The organism is Paraburkholderia unamae, assembly GCF_003096875.1.
Lineage (GTDB): Bacteria > Pseudomonadota > Gammaproteobacteria > Burkholderiales > Burkholderiaceae > Paraburkholderia > Paraburkholderia unamae.
The window spans coordinates 144,214-162,093 of sequence record NZ_QEOB01000006.1 but is presented as its reverse complement, the minus strand read 5'-3'; the positions used below and the strand labels follow the sequence as shown (position 1 = coordinate 162,093).

General features: G+C 66.5%; 18 protein-coding genes and 3 tRNA genes. 14 read left to right on the top strand and 7 right to left on the bottom strand.

Features of this window, described 5'->3' with window-relative positions; all coding sequences use genetic code 11:
- Positions 1-34 precede the first annotated feature (34 nt).
- The 6 genes from rnc (at position 35) to nagZ (ending at position 5,548) form a co-directional block, all read left to right on the top strand.
- The gene (rnc, locus tag C7402_RS14490; protein ID WP_116611118.1) at positions 35-1,237 is read left to right on the top strand and encodes a ribonuclease III; all 1,203 of its coding nucleotides are present in this window, start codon (positions 35-37) and stop codon (positions 1,235-1,237) included.
- 54 nt (positions 1,238-1,291) lie between these two features.
- Complete coding sequence (era, locus tag C7402_RS14485; RefSeq protein WP_112171261.1) at positions 1,292-2,197, top strand: GTPase Era; 906 nt, start codon at positions 1,292-1,294, stop codon at positions 2,195-2,197.
- 18 nt (positions 2,198-2,215) lie between these two features.
- Complete coding sequence (recO, locus tag C7402_RS14480; protein ID WP_116611117.1) at positions 2,216-3,229, top strand: DNA repair protein RecO; 1,014 nt, start codon at positions 2,216-2,218, stop codon at positions 3,227-3,229.
- Complete coding sequence (gene pdxJ / locus C7402_RS14475) at positions 3,226-3,990, top strand: pyridoxine 5'-phosphate synthase (protein ID WP_116611116.1); 765 nt, start codon at positions 3,226-3,228, stop codon at positions 3,988-3,990. The genes recO and pdxJ overlap by 4 nt, the downstream gene beginning before the upstream one ends.
- Positions 3,991-4,054: 64 nt before the next feature.
- Positions 4,055-4,453, top strand: coding sequence for a holo-ACP synthase (acpS, locus tag C7402_RS14470; RefSeq protein ID WP_116611115.1), 399 nt, complete (start codon positions 4,055-4,057; stop codon positions 4,451-4,453).
- A 54-nt stretch (positions 4,454-4,507) separates the two neighbouring features.
- Positions 4,508-5,548 (top strand): beta-N-acetylhexosaminidase, encoded by a 1,041-nt coding sequence (nagZ, locus tag C7402_RS14465; protein WP_116611114.1) that lies wholly within the window; start codon positions 4,508-4,510, stop codon positions 5,546-5,548.
- Positions 5,549-5,640: 92 nt separating this feature from the next.
- On the opposite strand, the gene C7402_RS14460 is transcribed toward nagZ, so the two are convergent.
- From C7402_RS14460 to earP, 4 genes are all read right to left on the bottom strand, one after another.
- Positions 5,641-7,026: a sigma-54-dependent transcriptional regulator gene (locus tag C7402_RS14460; RefSeq protein ID WP_116611113.1), complete on the bottom strand. Its 1,386-nt coding sequence runs from the start codon at positions 7,024-7,026 to the stop codon at positions 5,641-5,643.
- A gap of 331 nt (positions 7,027-7,357) precedes the next feature.
- Entirely contained in the window at positions 7,358-7,567 is a 210-nt protein-coding gene (locus C7402_RS14455; RefSeq protein ID WP_112171255.1) for a CsbD family protein, read from the bottom strand.
- A gap of 314 nt (positions 7,568-7,881) precedes the next feature.
- Entirely contained in the window at positions 7,882-8,439 is a 558-nt protein-coding gene (gene efp, locus C7402_RS14450) for an elongation factor P (protein ID WP_112171254.1), read from the bottom strand.
- 163 nt (positions 8,440-8,602) lie between these two features.
- Entirely contained in the window at positions 8,603-9,787 is a 1,185-nt protein-coding gene (earP, locus tag C7402_RS14445; RefSeq protein WP_244314853.1) for an elongation factor P maturation arginine rhamnosyltransferase EarP, read from the bottom strand.
- A 255-nt stretch (positions 9,788-10,042) separates the two neighbouring features.
- Here earP and uvrC point away from each other — a divergent pair, with 255 nt between their 5' ends.
- The 7 genes from uvrC (at position 10,043) to C7402_RS14410 (ending at position 14,557) form a co-directional block, all read left to right on the top strand.
- Complete coding sequence (gene uvrC / locus C7402_RS14440) at positions 10,043-12,274, top strand: excinuclease ABC subunit UvrC (protein WP_112171252.1); 2,232 nt, start codon at positions 10,043-10,045, stop codon at positions 12,272-12,274.
- A gap of 125 nt (positions 12,275-12,399) precedes the next feature.
- The gene (gene pgsA, locus C7402_RS14435; protein WP_112171251.1) at positions 12,400-12,990 is read left to right on the top strand and encodes a CDP-diacylglycerol--glycerol-3-phosphate 3-phosphatidyltransferase; all 591 of its coding nucleotides are present in this window, start codon (positions 12,400-12,402) and stop codon (positions 12,988-12,990) included.
- A gap of 189 nt (positions 12,991-13,179) precedes the next feature.
- Positions 13,180-13,255, top strand: a tRNA-Gly gene (locus C7402_RS14430).
- A gap of 80 nt (positions 13,256-13,335) precedes the next feature.
- Positions 13,336-13,411, top strand: a tRNA-Gly gene (locus tag C7402_RS14425).
- 137 nt (positions 13,412-13,548) lie between these two features.
- A tRNA-Cys gene (locus tag C7402_RS14420) sits at positions 13,549-13,622 on the top strand.
- A gap of 117 nt (positions 13,623-13,739) precedes the next feature.
- Positions 13,740-14,012 (top strand): DUF2164 domain-containing protein, encoded by a 273-nt coding sequence (locus tag C7402_RS14415; RefSeq protein ID WP_112171250.1) that lies wholly within the window; start codon positions 13,740-13,742, stop codon positions 14,010-14,012.
- A 56-nt stretch (positions 14,013-14,068) separates the two neighbouring features.
- Positions 14,069-14,557, top strand: coding sequence for a GNAT family N-acetyltransferase (locus tag C7402_RS14410; protein ID WP_112171249.1), 489 nt, complete (start codon positions 14,069-14,071; stop codon positions 14,555-14,557).
- 49 nt (positions 14,558-14,606) lie between these two features.
- Here C7402_RS14410 and C7402_RS14405 read toward each other — a convergent pair whose 3' ends face one another.
- From C7402_RS14405 to C7402_RS14395, 3 genes are all read right to left on the bottom strand, one after another.
- Positions 14,607-15,491 (bottom strand): cytochrome c oxidase assembly protein, encoded by an 885-nt coding sequence (locus C7402_RS14405; protein WP_112171466.1) that lies wholly within the window; start codon positions 15,489-15,491, stop codon positions 14,607-14,609.
- 63 nt (positions 15,492-15,554) lie between these two features.
- On the bottom strand, positions 15,555-15,968 hold the full coding sequence (locus C7402_RS14400; protein ID WP_373864433.1) for a copper chaperone PCu(A)C: 414 nt from the start codon (positions 15,966-15,968) through the stop codon (positions 15,555-15,557).
- A gap of 120 nt (positions 15,969-16,088) precedes the next feature.
- Positions 16,089-16,643: an SCO family protein gene (locus C7402_RS14395; RefSeq protein ID WP_116611235.1), complete on the bottom strand. Its 555-nt coding sequence runs from the start codon at positions 16,641-16,643 to the stop codon at positions 16,089-16,091.
- A gap of 477 nt (positions 16,644-17,120) precedes the next feature.
- Between C7402_RS14395 and otsB the strand changes: the two genes are divergently transcribed.
- A complete protein-coding gene (otsB, locus tag C7402_RS14390; RefSeq protein ID WP_112171247.1) occupies positions 17,121-17,873 on the top strand; it encodes a trehalose-phosphatase in 753 nt (250 codons plus the stop codon).
- The last annotated feature ends 7 nt before the right edge of the window (positions 17,874-17,880 follow it).

Below are 17,880 nucleotides of genomic sequence, written 5' to 3'. Positions count from 1 at the left end.
TCGCGGGGGGCGGCGGGCGCGTTATACTCTCCCCATGCCCCAATCTCCGTTGGAAAGCCGTTTGCGCTACGAATTTCGCAATGCGGAATTGTTGCGCCAGGCTTTGACCCACCGCAGTCACAGTGCCACGCATAACGAACGCCTCGAATTCCTCGGTGATTCGGTTCTAAATTGCGCGGTGGCTGCCCTATTGTTCCAACGTTTTGGCAAGCTGGACGAAGGCGACCTCTCGCGCGTGCGCGCGAATCTGGTCAAGCAGCAGTCGCTCTACGAAATTGCTCAGGCCCTCAATATTGCCGACGGCCTGCGTCTTGGCGAGGGCGAGTTGCGCAGCGGCGGCTTCCGCCGCCCGTCGATCCTTGCAGACGCGCTGGAGGCTATCTTCGGCGCGATCTTCCTCGACAGCGGCTTCGACGCAGCGCAGACGGTCATCAAGCGCCTCTACGTGCCGATTCTCGATCACATCGACCCACGCACGCTCGGCAAGGATGCCAAGACGCTGCTCCAGGAGTATCTCCAGGGCCACAAGATTGCGCTGCCGACCTATACGGTCGTCGCAACGCATGGTGCGGCGCACAATCAGCAGTTCGAAGTCGAATGCACGGTGCCCAAGCTCGACGTGAAGGTGTCGGGTTCGGGGGCGAGCCGTCGCGCGGCCGAGCAGGCCGCAGCGAAGAAGGCGCTCGACGAGGTGATGGCGGCGGCGCCCGCGCTGGTCGCCAAGCCGCGCCGTTCGAAGGGCGCACGCGCCCCGAAAACCGAACCTGAGGTCGTCCCCGGCGTGACGGGCGTGCAGGGCGCGCTCGACCTGCGCGCGCCGGAGCGCCGCGAGCGCGCGGCTGCGCGTACGGCGGCACAAGGCGCTGCGGCAGGCGAGGGCGCTGAGCGCGCCGCGGCGGCGCAGGGTGCGCCGCTGGCGGTCATCCGCGCGGCGCATGTGCAGGAGCGTCCGGCGGAGAAGGACAAGCCCGCGAGTTCCGACGGCGTGCCGTCGGTCGGTGCGATCGGCCATCGTTCGGGCGCGGCGAAAACCGAATCCGCGCATCGCCCGGTCGAGCGTGCGCAAAACGCCGCACCTGCTGCCGAAGCCCGCCCCACACTGCGTGTTCGCGAAGCGGCGGCAACGAGCGCGAGCGACGCGCCGGCGCCGGCCGAAAGCGCCACCGATGCCGACCCTGAAGCGCACGCCGAAATCGCCGCGGCGATTCCCGTGCGCGCGGCCGATGCCGGCCACTGATTCCACCTGCGCGCGCCACTGGCGCGCCTCCCGTATTTTTATTCCGGTCCGATCATGAACGCTCCCACTTCCACTCCTGCCGGCTTCCGTTGCGGCATGGTCGCGATCGTCGGCCGTCCGAACGTTGGCAAGTCGACGCTGATGAACGCGCTGGTCGGCCAGAAGATCAGCATCACGTCGCGCAAGGCGCAGACCACGCGCCACCGCATCACTGGCATCAATACGATCGACGACGCGCAGTACGTCTTCGTCGACACGCCCGGTTTCCAGACGCGCCACAGCACCGCGCTCAACCGCTCGCTCAATCGCGCGGTGACCTCGACGCTCAGTTCGGTGGACGCCGTGCTGTTCGTGATCGAGGCCGGCAAGTTCGGCCCCGACGACCAGAAGGTGCTCGACCTGATTCCGCCGAATGCGCCCACGATCCTGATCGCCAACAAGATCGACCGCGTGACCGACAAAGGCACGCTGTATCCGTTCATCCAGCAGGTGCAGGGTCTGCGCGAGTTCCGCGAGATCGTGCCGCTCTCGGCCAACGATCCCGCCGACATCAAGCGCCTGCTCGCGACGCTCAAGCCGTATCTGCCCGAAGGCGAGCCGATCTACGGTGAAGACGACCTCACCGACCGCAGCGAGCGCTTCCTCGCCGCCGAGATCCTGCGCGAGAAGGTGTTCCGCTGGACCGGCGACGAATTGCCGTACACGAGCACCGTCCTGATCGACAAGTTCGAGCAGGAAGGGCGCCTGCGCCGCATTTTCGCGACGATCCTTGTCGAGCGCGATACGCAGAAAGCGATGGTGATCGGCCAGAAGGGCGCAAAGCTCAAGCAGATCAGCACCGAGGCGCGCGTCGACATGGAAAAGCTGTTCGACGGCCCCGTGTACCTCGAAACCTTCGTGAAGGTGAAGAGCGGCTGGGCCGACAACGAAGCCGGGCTGCGCGCCTACGGTTACGAGTAAGCACGACGGGCACCGCGTATGAGTGACGGCGCAGCCGGAACCCTGCACGACGACTGGCCCGCGCCCGATGAAGCGCAGGCCGACGAAACGAATGCCTCGGACGAGGCATTCGAAGCCCCTGGCACGCGCCGCTCGGGTACGGCAGGCAGAAAGACCACCAAGGCCGCCAAGGACGCAAAGGCCACGAAAGGCGGCGCAACGCGCAACGCGATGACAGAAGGCGCCGACGCGACGCTCGAAGGCCGCGCGCAGCCGCGTCCCGCCCGCAAGACGACCGCGCGCTCGCAACTGCCGCGCGCCTCACGCAGCACGACTCCCGACTACCGCATCGCCGAGCAGCCCGCCTTCGTGCTGCACAGCTACCCGTACCGCGAAACCAGCCTCATCATCGATGTGCTTTCGCGCGACCACGGCCGCGTCGCGCTCGTCGCGAAGGGTGCAAAGCGCCCCCATTCGGCGCTGCGCGGCGTGCTGCAAACCTTCCAGCCACTCGCGCTCTCGTGGACCGGCAAGGGCGAAGTGCGCACGCTCACCGGCGCCGAGTGGGTGGGCGGCATGCTGCCGCTCACGGGCGATGCGCTCCTGTGCGGCTTCTACGTGAACGAGCTGCTCGTGAAGTTCATCGCGCGCGAAGATCCCCACCCCGAACTCTTTCGCCATTACGTCGTCACGCTCACGCGCCTCGCGCACGACGAGCCGCCCGTGCAGGTGTTACGCTCGTTCGAGCGCGTGCTGTTGCGCGAGGCGGGTTACGCGCTCGCGCTCAACCGCACCGTGAGCCGCAAGACCGTGGTGGCCGAAGGTCGCTACGTGTTCGATCCGGAACGCGGCGTGCGCGAGGCCTCCGACGAGTGGCCCGTGCAATGGCCGGTGCTCTCGGGTCAGACGTTGCTCGATATGGAAGAGGACGATTACCATCGGCCTCAAACCGTTGCGCAGAGCAAGGCGCTCATGCGCTTCCTGCTGAATAACTACCTTGGCGGCACGCCGCTCGCGACGCGCCAGATCCTGATCGACTTGCAGAACCTATGAGCTTCTTTCTCACTTCGCCCAACGTGATCGACCTCGGCGTCAACATCGACCACGTCGCCACGCTGCGCAACGCGCGCGGCACTGCTTATCCCGATCCGATCCGCGCGGCGCTCCTCGCCGAAGAGGCGGGCGCCGACGTGATCACGCTGCACCTGCGCGAGGACCGCCGCCATATCGTCGACGCCGATGTGCGCGCGCTGCGCCCGCAACTGAAAACGCGCATGAACCTCGAGTGCGCGGTGACGGCCGAGATGCTCGACATCGCCTGCGAGATCCAGCCGCAAGATGTTTGCCTCGTGCCCGAAAAGCGCGCGGAGCTCACGACCGAAGGCGGCCTCGACGTCGCGGGCCACTTCGACGCCGTTGCCGCCGCGTGCCGTCAACTGGCCGAAGCGGGCTGCCGCGTGTCGCTTTTCATCGACCCGGACGAAACGCAGATCCGCGCGGCGCACGAAGCGGGCGCGCCCGTGATCGAGCTGCACACGGGCCGCTACGCCGAGGCGCACGACGCGGGCGAGCAGGAGCGCGAATTCGAGCGCGTGGTGGCGGGCGTGAACTGCGGCAACAGCCTCGGCCTGAAGGTGAACGCCGGACACGGCCTGCACTACACGAACGTGCAGCAGATCGCCGCCATCGACGGTATTGTCGAGCTGAACATCGGCCACGCGATCGTTGCGCACGCAATCTTCGCGGGCTGGGAAAACGCGGTGCGCGAAATGAAGGCGATCATGGTTGCGGCGCGTCTGGGCTCGCGCGCCTGAACCGGGCTTCCCGCAGGGCGCAAGCGCAACGCTCACGCAATCGACATCCATACTCGGGAGTCTCATGGCGATCTACGGTATCGGCACCGACATCATCCAGGTGAGCCGCGTGGCGGCGGTCATGGAGCGCACCAACGGTCGCTTCGCCCCGCGCGTGCTCGGCCCGGACGAGCTGGCCGTGTACGAGGCGCGCAAGGCGCGCTCGGAGGCGCGCGGGCTCGCTTACCTGTGCACGCGCTTTTCCGCGAAGGAGGCGTTCTCGAAAGCGATCGGCATGGGCATGCGCATGCCGATGACCTGGCGCGCCATGCAAACGCTCAACGAGCCGGGCGGGCGGCCGGTGATCGTCGCTTCGGGCGAACTCGCGCAGTGGCTCGACGAACGCGGCATCACGGCGCGCGTGAGCATCACCGACGAACGCGATTACGCGGTGTCGTTCGTGGTCGCCGAAATCAACGGCTGATATCCCACGCATCCCACGCCGCGCGCGGCGCGGCATCTACGCAAAAACTGATCGATGAAGAGACTTTCCGGACCGGTAATGCTCGACGTGGTCGGCACCACGCTGACCGACGACGACGTGCGCCGTCTTGCGCATCCCATGACGGGCGGCGTGATCCTGTTCGCGCGGCATTACGAGAACCGCGCGCAGCTCGTCGCGCTCACCGACGCGATTCGCGCGGTGCGCGAGGACCTGCTGATCGCCGTGGACCACGAGGGCGGCCGCGTGCAGCGCTTTCGCACCGACGGCTTCACGGTGCTGCCCGCCATGGGGCGCCTCGGCGAACTGTGGGACAAGGACGTGCTGCTCGCCACCAAGCTCGCGACGGCAGTGGGCTACATCCTCGCGAGCGAGTTGCGCGCGTGCGGCATCGACCTCTCGTTCACGCCGGTGCTCGATCTCGGCTACGGGCAATCGAAGGTGGTGGGGGACCGCGCGTTCCATCGTGACCCGCGCGTCGTCACGCTGCTCGCCAAGAGCCTGAATCACGGTCTCTCGCTTGCGGGCATGGCCAATTGCGGCAAACACTTTCCGGGTCACGGCTTCGCCACGGCCGATTCGCACGTCGCGGTGCCCGTGGACGAACGTCCGCTCGAAGCGATCCTCGGCGAGGACGCACTGCCTTATGACTGGCTCGGCCTTTCGCTTTCGGCGGTCATGCCGGGGCATGTGATCTATCCGAAGATCGATGCGAAGCCGGCGGGCTTCTCGCGCATCTGGGTCGAAGAGGTTCTGCGCAAGCGGCTGCGTTTCACCGGCGCCATCTTCAGCGACGATCTCTCGATGGAAGCGGCGCGCCAGGGCGGCACGCTCGTGGAGGGCGCGCGCGCGGCGCTCGAGGCCGGCTGCGACATGGTGCTGATCTGCAACCAGCCGCATGAGGCGGAAAAAGTGCTCGACGCGTTGCGCAACGTGGAGCCGCGCCGTGCCGCGAAGGCGTCGGGCCAGCGCATCAGGCGCATGCGCGCGCGCGGCAAGGCGCAGCGCTGGGACAAGCTCGCGGCCGACCCCGGCTACGTCGAAGCGCAGGCGCTGCTGCGCAGCGTTTTGCCCTGAGCGAAGCAGCGCACGCCACACGCAGCTGGAAAGAGAAAAGGCGGCCCTTCGGTGACGAAGGGCCGCCTTTTTTATCGGCCGCTCAGCGCATTTCAGTTCAGGCGCATGCGTTGCAGCTTGTTGTAGAGCGTCTTCGGGCTGATGCCGAGCAGGGACGCCGCGCGGTGGCGCGTGCCGCCCACGGCGTCGAGCGTCGCGCGAATCAGCATCTCTTCCACGTCGGCGAGCGGCGTGCCCACCGTCACCTGCACGCGGCCGCCGTTCATGTCGCGCGAGCTCGCGCCGCTGCTTTCCTCGGCCTGCAAGGTTTCCAGCACCTCGCCCGACGCGTGCCACGCGCGCTTCACGCGTTCCTGCAACTCGCGTACGTTGCCGGGCCAGTCGTAGGCCAGGCATTCGCGGATGAACGACGGCGCGACGAGGCGCGACGCGCCCGCCATGCCGTGGACCAGCGCGTCCTGATTGAGCTCGTCGACACACGCGCATGCGAGGAGCGCGGCGTCATCGTCGCGCTCGCGCAGCGGCGGCAACGGCAGCGCCGCTGCGTCGAGGCGCAGCCACAAATCCTGGTGCAGCATGCCTTGCTGGACCGCTTCGCGCGGTACGGCCCGCGTGGCGGCGACGAGGCGGAAGTCCGTGCCCACCTCGCTGTTGCCGCCCACGCGCATGAAGGTTTGCGAATCGAGCGCGCGCAGCAGCGTTTCCTGCTGCTCGCGCGGCAGGTCGGTCAGCTCGTCGATGAAGAGCGTGCCGCCGCCCGCCTGATCGACGAGGCCCGGCTCGCGCTGCTCCGCGCCACTGAACGCCCCGCGCTCGTGGCCGAACAGCACGCTCGCGAGCGGTCGTCCGCTCGCCGCCTCGGCAACGAGCGCGCGGGCGTCGCACACGACGAACGGCCCTTTGCGGCGGCGGCTCAACTGGTGCAGCGTGCGTGCGGCGACTTCCTTGCCGGTGCCCGCCTCGCCGTGCACGAGGATCGCGGATTCGGTGGGCGCGAGTTGTTCGAGCGTGTCGTAGACATGCTGGATCGCGCCGCTGCGCCCGAGCATGGGCCCGAAGCGCCCCATCTGGCGCAGCGCGGCGCGCAGCGTGCGGACCTCCTCGGTCAGCTCGTAGGGGCGCGGAATCCGCGCGAGCAGGCTGCGCAGGCGCGGAATATTGACCGGCTTGAGCAGATAGTCCCAGATGCCGTGGCGCAGGCCTTCGATCGCGCTTTCCACCGTGGCGTTGCCGGTCATCACGATGACGGGTAGCGCGCCGCCCGGCGGTTGCGCGGGCAGATGCGGGAGCAGTTCGAGGCCGCCGCCATCGGGCAGGTTCAGGTCGACGAGCACGACGTCGGGGATAAAGCGCGCGAGCGCGGCGCGCGCCTCGGCGAGTGTGGCGGCAGTGTCGACGGAGAATCCGTCGGCTGACAGGATCGCTGAGAGACCTGACAGGCTGTTCGGATCGTCTTCGACAATCAGGGCGTGTGGCATGGCGGTAGCGGCTTACGGATGAGCGCGGTCGCGCCGGCGGCTCGCGCACGGATGGCGCGGGCGCCCCGGCAGACGGCTGCGCGGCGCGCGGAAGCGCGGCACGATACGAAAGGTTTCACCGAGATCACCGGGATGTCTCGAAGCAGGTGTTTCAGTTGCGGTCCTCCCAGTTGTGCTGCGCCAGGGCGGGGGCGCGACGGCGCTGCCGGGCGCATTGCCACCGGCGGCCGTGCAACGGGTCAAGCCGCGGGCGCATGGCGCCCTGGCGTCTGCGCAAACCCCCTGTTGCCTGCAAGTGGGCGGCCGTACCGGCCATGCCGTGAACGGCGCGTCAGTCGCGCGGCCGGTGCGCGTCGAACCAGCGGCGCACTTCCAGTTCCGCTTCGTCACGCGTCTTGCCGTAGCGTTCCTGGATCAGGCCGGCCAGGCGATCCGCCTGTCCTTTGGCCTTCACGAGCTCGTCGTCCGTCAGCTCGCCCCACGCCGCCTTGGCCTTGCCGATCAACTGCTTCCACTTGCCTTCAGCAATGTCGTTGTTCATCGTGTTTCTCCTGTTCGGGGAAAGACCATGCGCGAAGCACGCTCGATCACCCTCACAGCAGAAATCGTGCCGCGAGACATTCCTTGCCGCCGCGCACCGCAGCCTGCGTGGCCACCCGCGCCGCAGCGGCAGGAAGTACGCTAATGCGCGTGCAAAACCGGTAAGGATTTCCCGTGGCAGTCTCAAACATACACGTTCGGGAAAAAAAGAAAAAGCGCCCCGAGGGGCGCTTTGACGACGGTGCCGGCCTTTTGCCGCGAGGGGCAGCGCGGGCGGATGCCGCTCACGCTGCAATTGCCCGCGAACGTGCTGCCTTAGGCGCGGCTGCGGTACTCGTTCGTACGCGTGTCGATTTCGATCTTGTCGCCGATGTTGCAGAAGAGCGGCACTTGCAGCTCGAAGCCGGTGTGCAGCTTGGCGGTCTTCAGGACCTTGCCCGACGACGTGTCGCCCTTGACAGCCGGTTCCGTGTAGATGATTTCGCGCACGAGCACGGTCGGCAGTTCGACCGAGATGGCCTTCTCGTTGTAGAACACGACTTCGCAAGCCATGCCGTCTTCGAGGTAGTTCAGGGCGTCGCCCATCATCTCGCCTTCGACTTCGAACTGGTTGTAGTCGGCGTCCATGAACACGTACATCGGGTCGGCGAAGTACGAGTAGGTCACTTCCTTGCGGTCGAGCACGACGACGTCGAACTTGTCGTCGGCCTTGTACACGGTTTCCATGCCCGCGCCGGTCAGCAGGTTCTTGAACTTCATCTTCACGACGGCGGAGTTACGGCCCGACTTGTTGTATTCGGCCTTCTGCACGACCATCGCGTCGTTACCGATCATCACGACGTTGCCGACGCGGAGTTCCTGTGCGGTCTTCATAGTAAAAAACTGTCCTGTCCAGATTGAGTAGCTTCGAGTGTGCGCGGCGGCAAACGTCGCAAGCGGGTTCGGATGGTGCGACCCTGTTTGGTGTGCTTTGGCAAGCTCACCGCGAGGGGCGCCGAAGTCGAAGCGCTTGAGACGGCTGCCGTCGGATAACCGCTTATTTTAACTGACTTTTTGCGAATTCGGCTAGATTTCCAGCGAGGTCGCCAACCCGCGCCATTTCGCCCGCCCAACCGCTTGCGCGCGCGCGGCAGGCGGGCAGGTGCTGGGCGAAATCGGCCCAATCGGGCGCGCCGCGGCCATTCCACGCATGCCAGAAACGCTCGAGCGCGGCGCGCGGCGCTTCGGGCAGCGTGCTGCCGTAGTGGGCGAGCGCGGCGTCGAGTTTCGGCAGATGGGCGTCGTCGGCTTGCGGGTAGATGTGCCAGACGAACGGCCGCGCCGCCCACTGCGCGCGCACGAAAGAGTCCTCGCCGCGCACGAAGTTGAGGTCGCTTGCCCAGAGCAAGGGGTCATAGCCACGTTGCTCGGTGAACGCCAGCGCTTGCGCATGCAGCGCGCCGCGCGTGGCCTGCGAGCCCGCACCGAATGCCGGGACGCCGAAAAATCGCGCCAGCGCGCCCGAAATGCGGCCCTCCGGCACGAGCAGGAAAACCGGCTTGCCGCCGTCGCGCCACTGTTCGAGCAAGGGGGCGATGGCCGGGTTCTCGTAGGCGAAAAGCGAGATCACGGTGGTTTCGGGGCCGGGCGGCGGACCGCCCGTCGCGTTGCGCCACCAGGTTTCGCGCGCGTTGGCCGAGCGCTCGAAGGCGAGTCGTTCGGCGTCGAGCGTGCGCTCCTTGAGCACACCGCCGGTGCCGGGACCGAGGCCGGGGAAGAAGAAATGCTTGGAGAGCGCGTAGCGGGGATGCGGCGAGGGACGCAGATGGAAGTCGGCCACCCAGTCCTCGGCGCTCAGGTATTCGAGATTGAGCCAGACGGGCTTGCGCGTGCGAGCGGCCATCGCGGCGACATAGACGGGAGGCAACTCGCAGGCGAACGCCTCGATCACCACATCGGCGATCTGGAGCGTGTCGCCGGCGTGCGCGGGCGCGTGCCAGTGCTCGACGAGCACGCCTTCGACGCTTTGCGTCGCGCGGTCTGTGTCGAGCGTGGGGCAGAGCTTCTGGAACGCATGCAGGTCGTCGACGAACAGGCGCACCTGCCAGCCGTGCTCGTGCGCGAGTTGCCGCGCGAGCCGCCAGCACACGCCGATGTCGCCGAAATTGTCGATCACGGCGCAGAACAGGTCGCAGGCAATGGGCGCGCCGGTAGCGCTAGTGGGGGAGCGGGCTTCTGTCATGGCGATTGCGGTGTGCTGGTGACGCGGCGCGGCCGGTATGCGGGCATCTGCGGCCATCTGTGGCCATTTGCGGGCGCAGGCGGGCAGGTTCGGCGCGGCACGGAATGATCTAAACTTGCGATTCTAGGATACCGCCATGAACGCGTCGCGACGGCGGCGCGGGTCGCAACGCCCTCAAATGACCGAGTGGCCGGAGCGACCAGCGTGGCCATCGCGCCACAAAGACTTCGAAGCCTTACCCGTCCCCGGAACTGGATGACCGACACCGACGTTTTCGACCCGAAAAAGACGCTCGCGCAGTTACCGCACCTGCCCGGCGTCTATCGTTATTACGACGCGCAAGGCGCGGTGCTCTACGTCGGCAAGGCGCGCGATCTCAAAAAGCGCGTGTCGAGTTATTTCACCAAGACGCAACTCTCGCCGCGTATCGCGATGATGGTCTCGCGCATCGCGCGCATCGAAACCACGGTCACGCGCTCCGAGGCCGAGGCGTTGTTGCTTGAGAACAATCTCATCAAGGCGCTCACGCCGCGCTACAACATCCTGTTTCGCGACGATAAGTCCTATCCGTTTCTCAAGCTGACGGGACACACGTTTCCGCGCATGGCGTACTACCGTGGCGCGGTCGATCGCAAGAACCAGTATTTCGGGCCGTTCCCGAGCGCTTCGGCCGTGCGCGAGAGCATCCAGATCCTCCAGCGCGTGTTCCAGTTGCGCACCTGCGAAGACTCGGTGTTCAACAACCGCACGCGGCCGTGCCTCCTGCATCAGATCGGGCGCTGCACGGCGCCTTGCGTGGGCGCGATCAGCGAAGAGGACTACGCGCGCGACGTGAGCAACGCGTCGCGCTTTCTGCTCGGGCGCCAGAACGAAGTGATGAAGGAGCTCGAAACGAAGATGCACGCGTTCGCCGCCGATCTGAAGTTCGAGCAGGCGGCGGCCGTGCGCAACCAGATGAGCTCGCTGTCGACCGTGCTGCACCAGCAGGCCATCGAAACGGGCAGCGAAAGCGACGTCGACATTCTCGCGGTCGTGGCGCTGGGCGGGCGCGTCTGCGTGAATCTCGCGATGGTGCGCGGCGGGCGGCATCTGGGCGACAAGGCTTACTTCCCGGCGCACGTCGAGCGCGCGCTGACGGACGAGGAGGGCGGCGTCGCGGAGGACATCGACAGCGACACCGTGGTTGCGGCAAGCGCGCTGAAGTCCCTGCCGTCGCTTGCGCGCAAGACGGTGGCGGATTTCGTGGACGAGGAGCAGCAGAACGCCGCTCATGAGGACGAGGCCGCCGCGCCGGACCCGCTCGCCATTGCGGCCGATCTCGCGGACGAGGAAGAGGACGCCGGCGACGATGTCGCCGCCGCAGCGGCCGGAAGCGATGCGCCCGCAGCAAGTGCAGGCGGGCGCCGGAAGCGTGAAATCGGCATCGAGTCCGAAGTGCTCGATGCGTTCATCGCGCAGCATTACTTCGGCAATCGCGTGCCGCCGGTGCTCGTGGTGAGCCATCCACCCGCGAACCGCGAGCTCGTCGACGTGCTCGGCGAGCAGGCGGGCCACAAGGTCGTGCTGCTGCGCCAGCCGCAAGGCCAGAAGCGCGCGTGGCTCGCGATGGCCGAGCAGAACGCGCGCCTCGCGCTCGCGCGGCTGCTCTCGGAACAGGGCTCGCAACAGGCCCGCACGCGCACGCTCGCGCAACTGCTCGGGCTCGAACTCGACGATCTCGCGCATCTGCGCATCGAGTGTTTCGACATCAGCCACACGATGGGCGAGGCGACCCAGGCGTCATGCGTGGTGTATCACCATCACAAGATGCAATCGAGCGACTACCGGCGCTACAACATCACCGGCATCACGCCCGGCGACGACTACGCCGCGATGCGCCAGGTGCTCACGCGCCGCTACGAGAAGATGGTGGCGCAGGCCGCGCGCGCCGAGCCCGATGAGTCGCCGGTGCGGGCGCCGGCCCCCGATCCCGCCGATCCCAGCGCGTTGCCGGACACGGCCGAGGGTGTCGAGGCCGCCGAGGCGCCCGCGCCCGGCGGCACGCTGCCCAACATCGTGCTGATCGACGGCGGCAAGGGGCAGGTCGAGATCGCGCGCCAGGTGTTCACCGAACTGGGTCTCGATCCGGCGATGCTGGTGGGCGTGGCGAAGGGCGAGGGGCGCAAGGTGGGTCTCGAAACGCTCGTGTTCGCCGACGGCCGCGCGCCGCTCGAACTCGGCAAGGAGAGCGCGGCGCTCATGCTGGTCGCGCAGATCCGCGACGAAGCGCACCGCTTCGCCATTACGGGCATGCGCGCGAAGCGCGGCAAGACGCGGCAGACCTCGCGCCTCGAGGAACTGGAAGGCGTGGGCGCGAAGCGGCGGCAGCGGCTGCTCGCGCGCTTTGGCGGCTTGCGCGGCGTGATGGCGGCGAGCGTGGAGGATCTCGCGAGCGTGGAGGGCATCTCGCACGCGCTCGCCGAGCAGATCTACCAGCAGCTTCACTGATGCGCGCGGCGGGCGGTCCGGACCGGCTCGCCGGGCCTTCCTTACGGTTGCTTGTGGCACGTGCGGCGACGCGGCACAATTGCATCTCCCATAATTGCATCTTCCCCGACCGATAGCGCCAGCCGATGCCGTTCAATATTCCGATTCTCCTGACCTGGCTGCGGATCCTGGCGATTCCGCTCGTGGTAGGCGTGTTCTATCTGCCGCAGACGATGCTTTCCCCGATGCAGCAGAACGTGGCGGCGATGCTGCTCTTCGTGCTGGCGGCGCTGACCGACTGGTTCGACGGCTTTCTCGCGCGCAAGTGGAATCAGACGTCGTCGTTCGGCGCGTTTCTCGATCCCGTCGCGGACAAGCTCATGGTGACGGCGGCACTGCTCGTGCTCGTGCATCTCCAGCGGCTCGACGCGGTGATCGCGCTCGTGATCGTCGGCCGCGAGATCGCCATTTCGGCCTTGCGCGAATGGATGGCGCAGATCGGCGCGTCGAAGAGCGTGGCCGTGAACTCGCTCGGCAAGTTCAAGACGGCGTGTCAGATGGTCGCGATTCCCATGCTGCTGTTCTATGCGCCGCTCACGCTCGGCGGCGTGACGCTGTTCGACTCGCGCGTGTGGGGCGCGTGGCTCATCTACGTGGCGGCCTTCCTCACGATCTGGTCGATGCTCTACTACATGAAGCTCGCATGGCCGCAGATCCGCGAGCGGGGGAGCCTTTGAGCAGACGCCCGTGAACCGTGCTGCGACCCCCATGCGGCTTTTTTTAAAAAGATCACCGCAAGGGGTTGACACGATTCAGCGGGTTATACATAATCTCACTTCTCCGCTGCGACGAAACAGCAGCAAGCAAGTAGATGCGGTGGAGATAGCAGAAGATAAGCGGTAGTTAAGCGAAATCGGAAGCAAAATGCGGGAGTAGCTCAGTTGGTAGAGCGCAACCTTGCCAAGGTTGAGGTCGCGAGTTCGAGACTCGTCTCCCGCTCCAGATTTTAAGGTGCGGCGTTTTTGCGGTAGAAAAACGAAGTGCCGAAGCAGTAAGGCAGTGCAGTAAAAAGCAGGACATTTGCGGGAGTAGCTCAGTTGGTAGAGCGCAACCTTGCCAAGGTTGAGGTCGCGAGTTCGAGACTCGTCTCCCGCTCCAAATGCCAAGGGGAAGCAGCGCTTCCCTTTTTGTTTGGCAGGCCTGGATCACAGTATCGGGTCATCAAACAAATCTGTCCGGTCGTTGCGGGCGCAAGCAGTTTTTGGCGTGTTCCGTAGTCCGGTCAGTCCGCTTCTGGCGCGATAGCAAAGCGGTTATGCAGCGGCCTGCAAAGCCGTTTAGGCCGGTTCGACTCCGGCTCGCGCCTCCAGATGCAAAGCAAAAGCCACCTTCGGGTGGCTTTTGCTTTTTTCGCGTCCATTTTTGTGCAGGCATCGAGCGCCGCTGACGCACAATAGCCGCAACGCCATCACTGCGGCCTCCCGACATGCCCATCGAACTCCCCGAAGACGCGCGCACCGAGGCGATCGCGTCCATCCAGCGCTATTTCGACGCCAACATGGAGGAGCCGATCGGCAACATCGCCGCGGGCGCGCTGCTTGGCTTCTTTCTCGAAGAAATCGCGCCGGCCGTGTACAACAAGGCCATCGCCGACGCGCAAGAGAGCATGCAGGCGCGCATCGTCGATCTCGACATCGACCTGCACGAGGAGGCGTTCCAGTACTGGCGCAAGTACGAGCAGCCGCGCCGGCGCAAGTGAGGCCGCGCACGGCATAATCGTGGGCATTCGCGATGTTTTGACGGAAATCACAGATCATGACCGTGCAGTCCCCCGCCTTGCCGCTTCCCCAATTCGACTGGCAATGGAAAGCCTTCGACGCACTCGATGCGCGCGACGTCTACGCCATGCTCAAGCTGCGCTCCGACGCGTTCGTCGTCGAGCAGAACTGCGTGTACGGCGACATCGACGGTCTCGACTTCGGCGCGTGGCACTTGTTCGCGTGGAGCGAGCGTGACGGCGTGCGCGAGCTCGCGGGCTACCTGCGGGTGCTGCTGCCCGATGCCGAGGACGCCGACGTGCGTATCGGCCGCGTGGTGACGTCGCAGCATCATCGCGGCATCAAGCTCGGCAATGCGCTGCTCGAACGCGCCATCGTCCAGATCGGGCGTCAATGGCCGGACGTGGCGATGCGTTTGCATGCCCAGGCCCATCTCCAGAAGTTTTACGGCGCGTTCGGCTTTTCGCCCGTGGGCGAGATCCACGACGAGGACGGCATTGCGCACGTCTGGATGCGCTCGGCATAACCTGCGGGCCTCGCATGCCGCGAGCGCGCTCAGGTGCGATCAGGTGCGCTCAGGTGCGCAGCGTGTCGCCTTCGTCGTGGGGCGCGCTGTCTTTGGCGCGAGCGCCGGGGCGCCGGTCCTGCTGCAAGCGTCCGCGCGCGGATAGCCGCATCCAGTGGCGCAGCGCGATCAGCGCGCCCACCACGCTCATCATCGATCCCGGAATCCACAGCAGCAGACCGCCAATCTGCTGGTCGCGCATGGGCGAGAGCCAGGTGAACGCGCGTCCGCAGATCGAGTAGACGGGATAGAGCTCGCGCGACGTGAAGAAGATGAACGCGCCGAGCACGATTTGCGGCGGAATGGCCGCGATCACCACCAGCACGCGCTTGCCCGGCGAGAGGCGCGCGGGCGGCGCGGGGCGCGAGTCGAGCACGAGCCACCAGAACAGCAGCCCGTCGATCACCATGCTCCAGTTCATCACGCGATACAGACGCCAGTCGAGCATCGCGATGAAATGGATCGGCGAAAAGAGCCAGAAGTAGATGAGCCCGACGAACAGCGTGACCGCAACGACGGGGTGCATCACGATGTCGAGCGCCACCCGTACGGGCCGCGCGGCGAGCACGGGCCGCACGATACGCTGCCGCAGCCTGAACGGAATGCCCGCGCGCAGTGCCGCGCCGGGGTAGGCGAGCGCGATGAAGAACGGGCCGATGTGATGCAGCACCAGGTGCTGCGCGCGATGCATGAAGAACTCGTGCTCGAAGAAGTAGTCGAGCCGCGTATGCAGCGCGACGTAGAGCGCCACGAGACCGAACCAGAACGAAATCTGCCGCGCAAGAGACACGCGCGCATGCCGCTTGCCGCGCACGAACAGAACCGCCGTGAGCAGGGTGGCGATCATGACGGTCGGCGAAGGCTCCCAGGGCTGGAGCCAGTAGAGCAGGGTCATCGCGAGCATGGCGGTGGGCTCATCGCGGGTTCAGGTTGCTTGCGCGCGCAACGACGCCGCGCATTACTGCTGCGAAGGTGGCTTCACTGCGAACGGCGTGTTCAGCGTCTCGCCGTCGGAGAACTGAAGCTTCACGTTTACCGTGTCGCCCGGCGCGATCTTGTGCTGCGCCTTTTCCAGCATCAGGTGGTAGCCGCCCGGCGCAATGGCGAGCGTGCCATGCGCGGGCACCGTCGCCTTGTGCACCATCACCATTTTCTGCGTCGAGCCGTTCGAGACGGTCTGGTGCAGCATGACCATGCCGTAGGCATCGCTCGACACGCTCACGAGGTCGACGGGCTGGTCGCCGTCGTTTTTCAGCGTCACGTAGCCGGCGGCCGGCAGGTCGTTGGGCAGCCAGCGCACCCAGGCGTTCTGCGCGGTGACCGTACCGGCGGCGTACGCGGCCGGCGCGAAGGCGGCGAGCGAGCCGAGCATGCCGAGTGCACAGCCAAGGGAGACGGTGAGCGACTTGAGGTTGTTCGTCATGAGGTTTCTTCCTGTTGCGTTTGCGGTTGCAAGTAAGACTCGATGATGGGGGCTCGGGCGGGCATGCGTTCATGCGGGCGCGTCGATCACGCGGCGCAGGTCGTGGACGATGGCGTCCGGCGTGTCGTGGTCGGTGGCGAGCAGGCGCGCGCGGCCTTGCGCGTCGAACACATAGACGGCCGAACTGTGCGTGACCTCGTAGCTGCCGTCGGGGTCGCGCTTTTCCATCTGGTACGCGACGCGGTAGCGCTGCGCGAGCGATTCGATCTGCGCATCGGTGCCGCTCAGGCCGCGCGCGTGCTGCGCGTCGAACGCGCCCACGTAGGCGTGCAGCGCCTGCGGCGTGTCGCGTGCGGGATCGACGCTCACGAAGAGTATCCGCACGTTGCGGGCATCGGGGCCGAGTTTTGCTATGACCTGCATCAGGCGCGCCATCGTCTCCGGGCAGACGTCCGGGCAGTGCGTGTAGCCGAAGTAGACGAGCGTGGTGATGCCGCGAAAGTTCGCGGCCGTGACGTTTTGGCCGGTGTCGTCCGTGAGCGCGAAGTCGAGGTCGGGCAGGTGGCCGCTCACGTTCGTCAACTGCCATGGCTCGCCAGGATGCGAGCATGCGCCGAGCAGCATCGCGCCCGACACGGCCGCCGCGACCGTCGCGCGCCGCACGCACCACGTTGCGCGGCCGAGGCGGGCGTGCAACGTGCTTGGCGATCGAACCAGCGATGAAGCAAGCGATAGCGCGGGAGTGGGGAACAATGGCAGGCTCGTTGACTCGATTGATCTGGCCGGCCGCGCGCGGGAGGCATGGAGGCTCGGCTTGTGGCTGCGACTGTAGCAAAATTGGACTCGCGCCGTCGCAAGCGCTCCGCTGCGCGCCGATATGTCGCAGCGGGCGCAAAGCCCCGCTCAGCGCCGGTGGCGGCGATTCGTATGATGAGACCGCGTGGGGTGGATTCCGGGCCGCGGCGGCCGCTGCCCGGCTCTTCAGCCCCTTACTTTCTCGAAAATCGACTGAAGGCGCGGTAAGATTCGCACACTTTCTCCGGTGTCCGCTCGCGGTCCGGACCATACCCGGCCGCGAGGCCGAGGGACGAAAAGAACGTAATGCAAGCACTTCCGGCAGTCCTGCCGCCTGAACAGACGGCATTTTTCTTCGATTTCGACGGCACGCTCGTCGATCTGGCGCCTACGCCCGACGGCGTGCTCGTGCGGCCCGACATGCTCGCGCTGCTGCACGAACTGCGGCGTGCGACGCATGGCGCGGTGGCGATCGTGTCCGGGCGCGGCATCGACAGCATCGATGGCTTTCTCGGCATGCCCGACATCCCCGTGGCGGGCCTGCACGGCGCCGAGCGGCGCGACGCCAACGGCGACACGCAGCGCGTCGGCTTCAACGACCAGCGCCTGCTGCACATGGAGCAGGTGCTTGCCGAGGTGGTGCGTACCCACGCGGGCATGTTGCTGGAGATCAAGGGCGCTTCGCTCGCGCTGCACTACCGCAACGCGCCCGAGCACGAGGGCGCCGCGCGCGCTGCGACCGAGCGCCTCGCCGCCGACTACGCCGACGCCTACGTGCTCCAGCCCGGCAAGATGGTCTACGAGATCAAGCCGAAAGACGTCGACAAGGGCCGCTCGCTGCGCGCGTTTCTCGACGAGCCGCCGTTCGCAGGCCGCAACCCGGTGTTCGCCGGCGACGATCTGACCGACGAGAAGGGCTTTGCCGTCGTCAACGCCCTGGGCGGGCTGTCGATCAAGGTCGGCGGCGGCGACACCATCGCGCGCTCGCGCGTGGAGTCGGTCGAGGCGCTGCTCGGCTGGCTCGCGTCGATCGTCGCGGCCATGCCCGGCGCCCGGTGACCCCACT